General features: G+C 27.4%; 11 protein-coding genes and 1 pseudogene. 6 read left to right on the forward strand and 6 right to left on the reverse strand.

Annotated features, from left to right (window positions below; genetic code table 11):
- Positions 1–536, forward strand: a 536-nt coding sequence (locus ACN5J3_RS13625; RefSeq protein WP_418512098.1) for a 5' nucleotidase, NT5C type, incomplete at its 5' end; no start/stop codon positions are given.
- Positions 514–852: a hypothetical protein gene (locus tag ACN5J3_RS13630; protein WP_418512099.1), complete on the forward strand. Its 339-nt coding sequence runs from the start codon at positions 514–516 to the stop codon at positions 850–852. The genes ACN5J3_RS13625 and ACN5J3_RS13630, both read left to right, overlap by 23 nt.
- A gap of 15 nt (positions 853–867) precedes the next feature.
- Here the strand turns inward: ACN5J3_RS13630 and ACN5J3_RS13635 are convergent, their stop codons facing one another.
- The 5 genes from ACN5J3_RS13635 to ACN5J3_RS13655 form a co-directional block, all read right to left on the reverse strand.
- Positions 868–1974 (reverse strand): hypothetical protein, encoded by a 1107-nt coding sequence (locus ACN5J3_RS13635; protein ID WP_418512100.1) that lies wholly within the window; start codon positions 1972–1974, stop codon positions 868–870.
- Positions 1971–2420, reverse strand: a complete 450-nt coding sequence (locus ACN5J3_RS13640) for a hypothetical protein (protein ID WP_418512101.1) — start codon at positions 2418–2420, stop codon at positions 1971–1973. The genes ACN5J3_RS13635 and ACN5J3_RS13640 overlap by 4 nt, the downstream gene beginning before the upstream one ends.
- A complete protein-coding gene (locus ACN5J3_RS13645; RefSeq protein WP_418512102.1) occupies positions 2413–5823 on the reverse strand; it encodes a hypothetical protein in 3411 nt (1136 codons plus the stop codon). The genes ACN5J3_RS13640 and ACN5J3_RS13645 overlap by 8 nt, the downstream gene beginning before the upstream one ends.
- A gap of 194 nt (positions 5824–6017) precedes the next feature.
- Positions 6018–6164 (reverse strand): type I restriction-modification system subunit M N-terminal domain-containing protein, encoded by a 147-nt coding sequence (locus tag ACN5J3_RS13650; RefSeq protein ID WP_418512103.1) that lies wholly within the window; start codon positions 6162–6164, stop codon positions 6018–6020.
- A 135-nt stretch (positions 6165–6299) separates the two neighbouring features.
- Entirely contained in the window at positions 6300–6548 is a 249-nt protein-coding gene (locus tag ACN5J3_RS13655) for a helix-turn-helix domain-containing protein (protein WP_418512104.1), read from the reverse strand.
- Between the two features lie 174 nt (positions 6549–6722).
- On the opposite strand from ACN5J3_RS13655, the gene ACN5J3_RS13660 reads away from it, so the two are divergent.
- Both ACN5J3_RS13660 and ACN5J3_RS13665 read left to right on the forward strand, forming a co-directional pair.
- Positions 6723–7160, forward strand: a complete 438-nt coding sequence (locus ACN5J3_RS13660; RefSeq protein ID WP_418512105.1) for a lipocalin family protein — start codon at positions 6723–6725, stop codon at positions 7158–7160.
- Positions 7161–7190: 30 nt separating this feature from the next.
- The gene (locus ACN5J3_RS13665) at positions 7191–8417 is read left to right on the forward strand and encodes a hypothetical protein (RefSeq protein WP_418512106.1); all 1227 of its coding nucleotides are present in this window, start codon (positions 7191–7193) and stop codon (positions 8415–8417) included.
- Positions 8418–8471: 54 nt separating this feature from the next.
- On the opposite strand, the pseudogene ACN5J3_RS13670 reads toward ACN5J3_RS13665, so the two are convergent.
- A pseudogene (locus ACN5J3_RS13670) lies at positions 8472–8570 on the reverse strand (hypothetical protein); the annotation flags it as partial.
- Positions 8571–8963: 393 nt separating this feature from the next.
- On the opposite strand from ACN5J3_RS13670, the gene ACN5J3_RS13675 reads away from it, so the two are divergent.
- Both ACN5J3_RS13675 and ACN5J3_RS13680 read left to right on the forward strand, forming a co-directional pair.
- Positions 8964–11765, forward strand: coding sequence for a BT4734/BF3469 family protein (locus ACN5J3_RS13675; protein WP_418512107.1), 2802 nt, complete (start codon positions 8964–8966; stop codon positions 11763–11765).
- A 13-nt stretch (positions 11766–11778) separates the two neighbouring features.
- Positions 11779–12109: hypothetical protein (locus ACN5J3_RS13680; RefSeq protein WP_418512108.1), on the forward strand; the 331-nt coding region annotated here is incomplete at its 3' end.

Below are 12109 nucleotides of genomic sequence, written 5' to 3' on the forward strand. Positions count from 1 at the left end.
TTATCGGGTTTTTCGTATATTTAAGTGTAAATAAAACACATAAATATTTGAATAAAACAAACAAAAAAATCTTATACATTGACATGGACAATGTATTGGTTAACTTCCGTTCTGCATTTCCTTTTTTAGACAATAGTATAAAAGAGAAATATAAAGATAACATGGATGACATAGAAGGGATTTTTTCTCTTATGAAGCCGATGAAGGATGCAATAGAATCCTTTAAAATACTAGTAAAACATTTTGATGTATACATTCTTTCCACTAGTCCTTGGGATAATCCAACCGCAGCATCTGAAAAAGTATCATGGGTAAAAAAATATTTACCTGAATTAGCCTATAAACGATTGATTTTATCTCATAACAAACATTTGAACCAAGGTGATTACATTATTGACGATAGGCTCGCAAATGGTGTTGACCGTTTTTCAGGCGAACACATCCATTTTGGACAAGAGAACTTTAAAGATTGGCATTCGGTCGTGAAGTATTTATTAATTAAAGAAGGAATCAATGAACCAGTGTTTGAAAAATAAAATTTTAGAAAAGCATATTTTTGAAGGACTTACAGATTTGAACACAGGTTGGGATGCTCCGACAATAGCGTATTTCTCTGAAAATGATTTTAAAACTGTTCTAGAGAGAATTGAAAAAATGAGTTTTGGAATTTACGGAATAGAACCATGGACTGAGGATAATCACTATTTTGATGTAAAGTTATTTGATGATTATTCAAAAATGCCAAATGACCCATTGTGGTATAACAAAGCTTTCAATGAGTTTATTAAAACAGGTAAAGAACTAAAGTATTCGGCTAGTTATTATGTTCCAGAAGAGCTGTTAATTTTTTGATTTAAATTTTTAACATTATAAACTTAATGATTCAAAAAAATCATCTACAAGATATTTAATTGGCATGAGTAATTTCTCATCAGATTCCATAATCAATTTAGCAAAAGGTTTTTTATAATCATCACCAATTTTATATAAAATAATAAGTGCTTCCAATTTAGTAAACCCCAATTTTTCTAACCTATCCTCGGTAAAATCACTTTTAATCGATAAACTTATTTTTGTATCATCAATTACTATATTAGTTAAATCTCTTTTTTCTAACCATTCATTTTTTTTAGCTTGTTTCCAAAAGAATTCAGAAAGCAAATCTTCAATTACAGTAGAAAAAGTAATTCCCTTTTTTTTAATAGATTTTAGTATAGGAGAATATTTAGCACTACATTTTCTAATAATAAATGTTTTAGATTCAGCTGAGTTTATATCAATAAGATTTCTAAGTTTTTTAATGGAATCTTTCCCTGCTTTATCATCATCAAATAAACCGATTGCTTTTAAATATTTATTATCATTTGTTTTCATGGCTAATTGTTTCCCCCAAATAAATAATTGTCTCTCAACCCAAGAAGCTCCTCCCCCAAATTTTAGAGTATCAATGAATAATAACTTCTCTTTTTTAGGGTAAAACTTAGAAATAGTAGACTTAATTATTTTCTTATCAGTTGTTCCTTCTACAAATAAGGTTTCTATTTTTTCAACGTTTATCCGAGATTTAACTAGGCTTATATGAAATATTAAATCTCTTAAGCTTTCTTTCCATTTTTCTTCACTAGCATCATAATACCAAACATTCCAAACATTTTTCAAATCTTTTTTTAACTCAATGAATTGAGTTAAACCTATAATGTACATTGGAACATTTGCCTTAGTTCTTCTTCTGTATAAACTTCTAACTAATGATTCTCCGCCTGAATCATCAGGGGAATCATCATGTTTAATGGGCATTTTCAAGTCTGTAATTAAAAGATGAAATTCTTTTCTTTGTAAATACTCTATTGCTTCTTGAACGCAAGATGCTTGATTTATAGATAAAGTTTCTGAAATTGTTTCTTTTATTGCATTTATAATTGATGTGATTTTTTTTAAGTCATCATCAACTATGAGTATACTTATAAAACTCATTTTTTTATTTCGATTATCAATTTATATAGTTTCTCAATCCAATTATCTTCATTAGTCTTAAAAAGTACTGCTCCAATATAAAATTCTTCAAATGCTTCATTATATTTTTGATTCAATTCTTTAAATGTTAATGCTCCATCATTTGTTGGAAATACATCAAACATTGTAAAGAGAATAGTAGGTAGGAATATTTTTTTTCGTTTCATTTCTCTTAGAACTTTCTCTCCTCCAAATTGTTCATAATTCCCCCCCAAATCATTATTACCCTTCCCCCACAAAGGTATAGTCATATCTAAAATCAGAAAATCATATTCTTTGAAATTTTTCTTTAACTCAGAAACACCACTTTGATAGGATTCTTTTAAAGTAATAGAGTCACTACTGAAAAATTCTTTTAGACGAGCAATTTTAGTTATATCATCCTCAATAATTAATACTTTATTCATCTTCATTTAATTTTACAAAAGGAAAAAATAATTCAACTGTTAAGTTATTTTCGGAAAATGAAAAGTCAAACATGTCTGTTTTAGCAGAGGTTTCATAAATTAGAATCCTTTTAATTTTATCAAAACCACTTTTATCCTCTTTATTTGACCTATCAATATTGGAATGGTCATTCCAATTTTGCTTTACTTCTTCAAGTCTTTTTCTGTTTTCAGAATAATCTTCATTTTCCTTTAAATTATTACAAAATGCAATTTTTACATATTTATCAAGATGTAAATCGATACTAATATGAATCTTAACCTCGTTAGGTGTCAGTTTAGAATGAGAAATGATATTATTTAATAATATATTAAAAACAAATATTGTACTTGAATAAACACCAAAAGGAGCTATATTATTTTGAATAGTAGGTTTTATGAGAAAATTAGGATTAATTCGATTAGTAAGAACAATACTGGCTTCAATTACAGTATCTATACTGAGAAGTGATGTAGAGTTTGTAGTGTTTAAATAAAACCAGTCTGATATAACCTCTAACTCTTTTTGTATTTCAGTGCCAGATTTAATTAAATTAGGTATAAGTTCACAATCTGAAGTTAAATTAAATTCTCGTACTTCTTCTATACAATTATCAATAATTTCTTGAAAATTAGTCCTAATATCACCTTTAAATTTATTTACTATTTTTTTCTGTAATGATATAAGAGTGTGCTCAACTAAATTTGTAAGCAACATATCTATAATAGTTTCAGTAGTATCAAATTTTTCTCTATTTCTTTGAAAAAAATCATATAATATATCATCATTTGTGAAAAACCCAAAAATACCATAATCCTTTTCTTTTGTCTTTTCTGTTTTAATCTGGATTAGTTTATCTACTATGAAAATAATATACTCGTCAATTTCAGATGAGAATTTCTTTAGAGCTTTTTGTACTCTAATATTTTCTACGAAATAACCACTTAGTTGTTGCTCCCATACATCATTATCCTTATATTCATTATTAAGTTTTGATGTTACCAAATTAAGTTTCTCAAAAACACTTCGGATATGGTTTTTCAAAGCACCGTGTCGAATTCTTGTGCTTAAGCAGCTGTCTAAACCATGCTCTTTACTAAATAAAAAATTCTCTCTAGATTCTAAATAAATATTTTTAAAAGCCAAATATTCTGCGGAATTATATGAGTCAATTTTTGATGAACTAATAGATAGTAATTCATCCCAGTTTTGCTTGTTAGATGGATTAAAACTAATTAATTTTTGCGCTGATGAAGATTGTTCTATTTCTTTAAATCTTTTAAAATCATCCTTAAACTTTTTAATTTGTTTTTTTTTAAGATTGTCTACATCAATATACAGTCTACCTTCATCTACCTCTTTTAAAACTTTTCTAACTGAATTGGTTCTTAATATCTCATTTATTTCTTTTTCATATTCGGTTTTTGAATCATTATTTAATTTTATTAGAATATTAAGAATCATTACTCTATCTTCTTCGACTTCACTAATAGAACCATAATCTGAGGAATATTTAATTGTGTCAATGGTTGATACGTTTTCAAGGAAATAAATAGTCTTACTTAAACCAAAGTGATGAACAAAAGAATCAATATCTAAATTTTTTAGGTCTTCAATATTATTTGCGAATAAAAAATCATCATAAGCTTCATATAGGTCAAACTCTTTACTATGTAATGACATAACGATAGGGAACTCAATATGCGCCTCAAAACCTTGCTTGTTTTTACACTCTTTAATTTTATTAAATAAAAGGGATGTGTTAATTTTCCTTGAACTAAAATTCTCATCAAAAAAAACAAGACCATATAATTTTAATGCTTTGGATAGTAAATTTTGATGAAGGTAAGAGTGGAATAATAAACTTATTTTTCTTTCTCTGTAATAATTGATTGAATCAAGTTTTGGGTCATTTTCTAACAATTCTATTACTTCAGGATATTCCTTTTTATTATAATATCTTATAGCTTTAAAAGTTTTGTTTTGTCTATAATCTTTAGAAATTGGTTCTTTTAGATTTGTTGTTAGACCTAATTTGTATTCAGCAACTTGAAAAGAAAAATTGTTTCTAACAGGGGCAAGGTTTTTTATAATACATTCTCTCGTATTATGAAAGAAAAGAAACTTGCTAGTTGTGTAGCTAGAAGAAAACAAGCCTCTTATGTAGTGTTTTTCTAAATTTGCTTCAATTTCAGAAATTAAACTGAATACTTGTTTTCCAAAACTTGTATTCATATATCTTAACGCTGTAGTTAATAAGAAATCAAAATTCTCTTGTTCATCATTTTTGAAACTAAATACCTGAAATACACTAAAAAGAATTTTATCGATAGCTCTACTGATGCCTGTTTTAATAAAATCAGACTCTAAATTAATTAAAGACTTACAATAAAATTCGTAATATTCAAATTCTAAAGGGTTTTCTTTTAACCCTTCTAACGAAAACTTAAGTGTCTTTTTAAACAAACCCTCATAGTAGGAGTTGGAACAATTAAAAAACAGTTCATTATCATTGGCTGTATCATAATCATCCTTAATATTTAATAAATTATAAAGATTTATTAATCTACTGTCATTATGAATATTTTTTTTAGCTTTTTTTAGAAAGACTTGATAGAACCTATCATGCTTATTAATTTTATTAGAGTTATATATTATAGCATCAATTAAAATCAAATATTGGTCTACTATAGAAAGCGTATTTGCTACATAGTAAACGCTTTCTAAATTTTTATAAGAATAATCGTAATTGGGGTAATTAAAATTTTTGAACACCAAAAAATCTTCAATAACTCCATCTGCATTGATGGTGTCTATGTCATTTTGAAAATGATTTAAAAAGCTCTCAAAACTCATTTTGGATTCAACTCTCTTACTACTTGAATTAATAATGAATTCATAAAGAGGGGTTTTAATCTTAGTGAGGTAGTCACTTAGTAAATTCCAATTAGCTTCAGTCCCATTTATATTATCTTCAACAAATAAATGAGCCTCAATGCTCCAAAGGCTAATCCCAAATTTGTCTTCTATTTCTAAAACTATTAATCTCGCTTCATCATAATTATCCAACAATAATAATGTCTCGAAATTATTTTTCAATTTCATGAACTCATTAATTTCTGTGAAATAATCTTCTAAAATATTAGTTAGCCATCTAAACTCAATCTTTAAGTTTTGAGAAAAATTAAACGGTTCTTTCAGGTGTATATCCTCAATTGAATTAAAATAGGGTGTTTTGTGCAAAAAGTTTTTGAATAAAGAATGAAGTGAAAGAGCTTCTTTAAATTGACCTGAATTTACGTTATGCTTAATTTGGTCAATTTTCTGTGGTAGAGATGTGTCTCTATTTCTTAAAATTTCAACAATTTTTTTTCTATACTGCATTTTCTCTATACTTATTTTAACAAAATAGTTCTTTTACTTTTATTATCCAGTTCTTTATATACTCAAAATCAATATTTTCAGTATGTTTTGTTATCGTTTACTATCTTGATTCTTCTGGTAACTGAAAATAAGTATCATCCTTGGCTTCTTCTTTAGAGTAGCCCTCTCTTTACATAATGGCTTCAACTTTTTCTTCAAAAAACATCGTTAGAACGTTTTAAGAAAAGTAAGCTAAAGATGTAATTTTTAAAATCTGAGCAGTCTATGTTACCTCTTAATATGTTGGCAGAATCCCATAACCAAGATTCAAATGTAGTTAATGTTAACTTATTTTTTGACATAAAATATTTTAGTTTATTCACAAGCTTAGCTCTGTCATTTACTTAATAGAAATAACATTGCTATAAAAAAAATTAAGGGAGAGTTAAAGATATAATTTATTACTTAAATGGAGATTTTTAAGCGAAAAATATTGGTTAAGGTTTTTTATCAAAAACTAACAATTCTGAAGTGGTTAAATCAAAAGCAGACGCTATACGTTTTAACATAGATATTTTCATCTCTTGCCTTCCTAATTCATATTTTCTCAAGTTTTGAGCATCAATTTCTGCTTTAAAAGCAATTTCTTCTATAGTTAAACCTCTTTCTTTTCTCAAAGCTCTTAGGTGTTTTCCTAGTTCAATACAAAACTCAGAAACATCATTTTTACGTTCTCTTTTGGTCATACCCAAAGTTGAAAACAATTGGTTACAATCAACCAATTGTAAACAACCTGTTGTTTACAACCTTTTTTGTTTTATTTTTGCAAGAGAATAATAATTATTAAGGAAAATCATAAAGCTTTCAAAAGCTTTTATATTATCTTTTGTGATATTTAAATATTAATCAATCTAAATACAATGAAAAACACCCGAATTATTTTTTATTCAACATTATTAGTAACAAGCCTTTTCATATCATCATGCTCTAGTGATGATTTCCAAGAACAAAGAACTGAACCTACAACTACTCTATTAGACCTATTAAAAGGTACATGGGAAGAAAGTAATGTTACACATGATGGAGTTGACAGTGAAACACAAATTATATGTAATAACGAGAGAGAACAATATATTTTTAATGAAGACAACTCATTTACAGAAAGATACTTTGATGACTTTTGTAATGAAGACTTTGATAATGGTCAGTTTATACTATCTGAATCATCATTAACATTGAATTTTGACGATTCATCAACAGATATTTACCAAATAGAAGAATTAAGCGAAACAATATTAAAAATTAGCTTTGATGATGGAGGAGTCTTAGTTGAAGAAACATATGTTAAAATAGATTAGATAACTAAAAAACAATTTTCACATTATTACATGAAAAAAATATTATTATCAGCAATTTTAAGCTTCATAGGTTTTATCAATTATGGTCAAGAGGAAATTAAATTTATTGGTTTAAATCTAGAGGATAATGCTTATACCAAAGAGTTTAAAACTTTAGAAATACCAGACTTTAACTCACCTGTAAACGATTCGTATTATCTAACAAAAGTCAACGATACTCTTTACTATCATCAACAAAAGATTGATGACGAATTTAACATCAACAAAATAAATGATATAATTGAAGGTTTAGGGAAGATAGAAAAGGGGGAGGTTGATAAAAAAGAAAAAAGAAGCATTCTTAAAAATACAGAGTTGACTATCAATTCTTTAAAAGAAGATATTTCGTCCAAGTTTAGAAGCATTAGCTTTAGTAAATACGATTATGATTATTTAAATGTAATTAACACCGCCAAATATGAGAAATCAAAATATGAGCTAGGTGTTAAAAGAAATAATGAATCTATTGAGGCAGCAAAGAATAATGCAATGAAAAATTTAGGTGGTGATTATATAAAAAACCATCCAACTATTGAAAAAAAAGTAGAAACACTAGTCCCTATTGAGGATTTCAACGCAGTAAAGGGATATTATATATTAAAAGGTTCTATATACATTTCAACACATAATGATTTCTCTAAAAAAATCTTCATAGGTAAAATACTGACAGGAAATGAAATCTACTACTTGTCTTCATCTGAGTATAAAACCATGTCTTGGTACAAAAGTATAGATGGGGAAGGTATTGATGTCTACGGTAATATAAGTTCATTCAAAAAATATGATAAAGAGATGCTAACCATATTGAAAGAGGGTTCAAAAAATATGGGAGCTGAATTAGATTATTCTTCAAACAATCCAAATTTTATTTTAAAAAATGGTAAAAAAATTAAAATAACTCCTTTCGCCTATTATTGTTTAAAAAACAAGGAATATAATTTTCTTGAAAAGGAAAAGAATATAAAAGCAAAAATGAAAATCTATAAATCAGAGATGAGTAGTTTAATAGACAAGATAGCTCAGTATAGAAGCAAAACAAAAATTGCTTACGACGCTACTAAAAAAGGGCAAGCTCTACGAAAAAAAATACAAGAATTGTATGACAATAACGATGATGGACATTATCATTTCTTACAAATGTTAGATACAGAAACCATAAAAGTAAATACAGAATTTAATGAAGTTTTAAGAGCTGCCGAACTCTTATTTGGATGGTAGTAATCTAATTAAGTAATTATAATCGAAAAACCACTCAGTATTTGAGTGGTTTTTTTATGCTAAATTTTTCTTTATAAATGCATTTATTTCAGATTCAGTGAATCTTATAACATTCTGAATTTTAAAGTACTTAATTTTTTTTGACTTGACCCAAGAGTCTACAGTTCATAGAGAGACATTAAAATAATTAGCTAGTTCTTTTCTGGTATAAATCTTAGTATTCATAATTAATATTGTTTTAGTTTCTATAGTATTTATAGTTAGAACCTTATACAAATTATCGAGCATGCTCCATTTTAGTTCAAATATATTTAAATATAACTTTTCTTAACTAGTCTTTACATACTTAAACAAGTTTAAACTACTCCAAACCATATATATATTAAGCAATGTAATTAAGATGTAACACATCATTGATTAATTGGTTTATATGTAATAAAACTATTATGAAAAACAGGTCTCCGTGAAGAGTATTGATTATTTCTAAAAAAATAATTCGAAGGAGAATAACTAACTCCTAAATAAACAACATCATAAAAAACAATTATGCTTGAAACAAACAACAAAATAAATGTTTCTGATATAGAGTCTATAGACAAGGAAATATTAACTAAAATATATAATTCACAAATTGTAAAAGGAGGTGAGTTTTTTGAGCTTGAAGAAACACTTTTAGGGAGCAAAATAACTAAAGAAGACCTAAAGTTAGCTCTAAATTTTTACTGTAATACTCCAATAACCACTTCTGATGAGTTACAACAATATTCTAGCCTAAAGAAGGAAATGTGGGATGAATACAGAATAAGTGGTTCAAAATCTAAGGTGTATAAAAGCTTAAAAAAGAAATTTGAAGCATTAGATTTAAAACTCACTCCCATTGGTCGACAAAAAGCAATGGAAGCCATTGCAAATAAAAAAGAAGTAACATACTTCTCTAATTTATATTCAAATGCTCCAGAGTATTTAAAGGTTGATGATATATTAGAAAGCATACAATCAGGTGAATACTCTCAATTGATTGAAAACATTCGTAAATCCAAAAGCAAAGAGGAGAAGAATGAGTTAAAAAAGAAGCTGCCAGTAGTGCTATTCAATGGTCTATTTTATAAGAGAACTGGAAGTAAAATTATAAATTTTGCAGATTTTATGTGTCTTGATTTTGATGGCTTCTCAACTATCAAAGACGTATCAATAGCAAAAGAACAATTGAAATCTGACCCTCATGTTTACTCTGTATTTACATCACCAAAGGGGTTAGGATTAAAAGTACTTCTTAAAGTAAAAAGACAAGATTATAATGACCATAAAAGTCTATTTAATGGTGCTCAAGAGTATTATTCTCATATACATGGGTTTGATATTGCTTGTAAAGATATAACACGAGCAGCTTTTGTTTCTTATGACGAAGACCTGTATTTAAATAAAGAAGCAGAAGAGTTTACCCACAGAGTGGAAGTTAGTCACAAAAACAAAAATATAACAAAACTAAATCATGAAAAAAAACAAAAAGCTATGACGAAGCAAAAAAATGAAACAAAAACCAGAAAAGAGAATTCTATGTTTATTGAAACCGAAATAGAAAGAATAAAAGAATTGGTGCTAAAATATTGGGAATCTAAATATTCTTTAGAAGCTGGTCAACGTAATAATAACCTCTTCAAACTTGCAATAAAATTATATTCAGCAGGTGTTCCAGAAACTGATATCACAAATTTATTTCATGAAAGATTTACAAATATTTTTGAAAGTGATGATGAACTTGATTCTATTGTATCAAGTGCTTGCAAAGACGAATCTGTTTTTAATTCTACACCATGGGAAAACTATGAGCTGAAAAGAAATGTAATAGCTTTTTTGCAAGATGAAGATAAACTAAAAGAATTACTTAAAAAACATAATATAAACTTTATGGACTCGAAAGTTCAAAATGAGCTAGAAAATTTAAAAGAGAGTAATCATGTTTTCTGGGACACAATAATCGATAAAGACAATAAGATTTCAGGCTATAAGGTTAACGAATATAAGTTGATTGAGTTTTTAAAATCCCAAAATATTTTCTGCTTAAATAAAGGAGGTAGTTTCCAATATTATATAGTAAAACAAAACCTAATTTATGAACTAGATTTATATGATATAAAAAATATAATCATAGACTATATAAGAGAAACTCAAGAGAACAAAACTCTATTAATTAGCACCTTTTTAAAACAACGTGCAATTTTTACTGATTTATTCTTGTCTGATTTAAAGAGAGAAGAGCAACAAACATTGAGAGATTCAACAGATACAGTATACAAATACTTCTTGAATGGAGTATTGGTTATCTATAAAAGTAAACAAAATGTGTTTATAAATTACTCTGAATTAGATTACCCTGTTTATGCAAGTCAAATTATACAACATAAATATAATCCTGAATCTAAAGGTCAATCAGATTTTGAAGTTTTTGTTGCTGATATTGCTGGTGAAAATTTTGAAAGTTTTCGTTCTGCTATAGGTTACTTGTCTAGCAACTATAAGGCACAGTCAAACGCTAAAGCAGTAATCTTATCAGATAATTCAACATCATATTCTGAAGCAAATGGCGGTCGTGGAAAAGGAATACTGAGTAAGGCTTTGTCTAAATTCTCAAAATTAGTAAGAATAGATGGTAAACGTTATTCTGCTCAAGATAATTTTGCTTTAGCACCAATCAACAAAACTCATGAAATAGCCTATGTTGATGACCTGAGGCAAGGCTTTCATTTTACGGATATGTATAATACAATAACTGACGATATGGAGGTTACTAAAAAACATTCAGATAAAGAGATAATACCGTTTAAACTTGCTCCAAAACTATTACTCAGTAGTAACTACCCTGTAAAGGGCAGTGATGAGAGTAGCAAAAGACGTCGTTTTGATTTGATATTGTCTAATTATTACTCAACTAAATACACACCAATCGATAAATTTCACAGAGAGTTCTTTACAAGTTGGAATGAAAATGATTGGAACAATTTTTATCACTTTATGATAGGTTGTGTAGAATTATTTCTCGAAAAAGGATTAATATATATGTCCACTGAATCCATGAAGCTTAAAGAGCTCATTGGAGATACTTCTGAAGATTTTTTAGAATATATAAAAGAGAATCTAGAGATGTTATCTTCAAACAAATTTAGTCTAGAGGAAGTGAAACAAGCTTACTATTCTAACAGTAACCATAATATATCAGTTCGAAAAATAAAGAACTGGTTAAAAAAATGGTGTGACTATTATAGTTACGACTTAAAAGAATATAGAGAAAACAACAAACGAGTGTACAAACTAATGCCAATAGAAGAATTTAAACTATTGGCATCATAATAAAATTACAATCATGAATACAGAATTTAAGGGATGTAAAATAAGCATTCAAAATAAATCAAATACACTTAGTGATAATGGGGTTATTAACTTTTGTGAAAAATACATTGAATATTATTTAGCACAAGAAGGAAACTTCATTCCTGGCATTGTTGAAAGACAAGAGAATTTAGATGTCATCTTATATGAAAGTAAAAAACATTATTTTGTTGATATTAATAATGTCACTCACATCACACTGAACCGTAATGGTTTTCATAATGCTCAAATCGGAGTAGAACAACTAACAGCAAGTCATGGAGCATTTTTTATGCAAATTCATAGTCATAAAGTTTCTGGAACAG

It is taken from the genome of Corallibacter sp. (genome assembly GCF_048381695.1).
Classification (GTDB): domain Bacteria; phylum Bacteroidota; class Bacteroidia; order Flavobacteriales; family Flavobacteriaceae; genus Corallibacter; species Corallibacter vietnamensis.

What these genes read in the sequence shown, in the direction of transcription:
- ACN5J3_RS13630 (WP_418512099.1), top strand. Translation starts at nt 514, where the DNA reads ATGAACCAGTGTTTGAAAAATAAAATTTTAGAAAAGCATATTTTTGAA.
- ACN5J3_RS13635 (WP_418512100.1), bottom strand. Translation starts at nt 1,974, where the DNA reads ATGAGTTTTATAAGTATACTCATAGTTGATGATGACTTAAAAAAAATC.
- ACN5J3_RS13640 (WP_418512101.1), bottom strand. Translation starts at nt 2,420, where the DNA reads ATGAATAAAGTATTAATTATTGAGGATGATATAACTAAAATTGCTCGT.
- ACN5J3_RS13645 (WP_418512102.1), bottom strand. Translation starts at nt 5,823, where the DNA reads ATGCAGTATAGAAAAAAAATTGTTGAAATTTTAAGAAATAGAGACACA.
- ACN5J3_RS13650 (WP_418512103.1), bottom strand. Translation starts at nt 6,164, where the DNA reads ATGTCAAAAAATAAGTTAACATTAACTACATTTGAATCTTGGTTATGG.
- ACN5J3_RS13655 (WP_418512104.1), bottom strand. Translation starts at nt 6,548, where the DNA reads ATGACCAAAAGAGAACGTAAAAATGATGTTTCTGAGTTTTGTATTGAA.
- ACN5J3_RS13660 (WP_418512105.1), top strand. Translation starts at nt 6,723, where the DNA reads ATGAAAAACACCCGAATTATTTTTTATTCAACATTATTAGTAACAAGC.
- ACN5J3_RS13665 (WP_418512106.1), top strand. Translation starts at nt 7,191, where the DNA reads ATGAAAAAAATATTATTATCAGCAATTTTAAGCTTCATAGGTTTTATC.
- ACN5J3_RS13675 (WP_418512107.1), top strand. Translation starts at nt 8,964, where the DNA reads ATGCTTGAAACAAACAACAAAATAAATGTTTCTGATATAGAGTCTATA.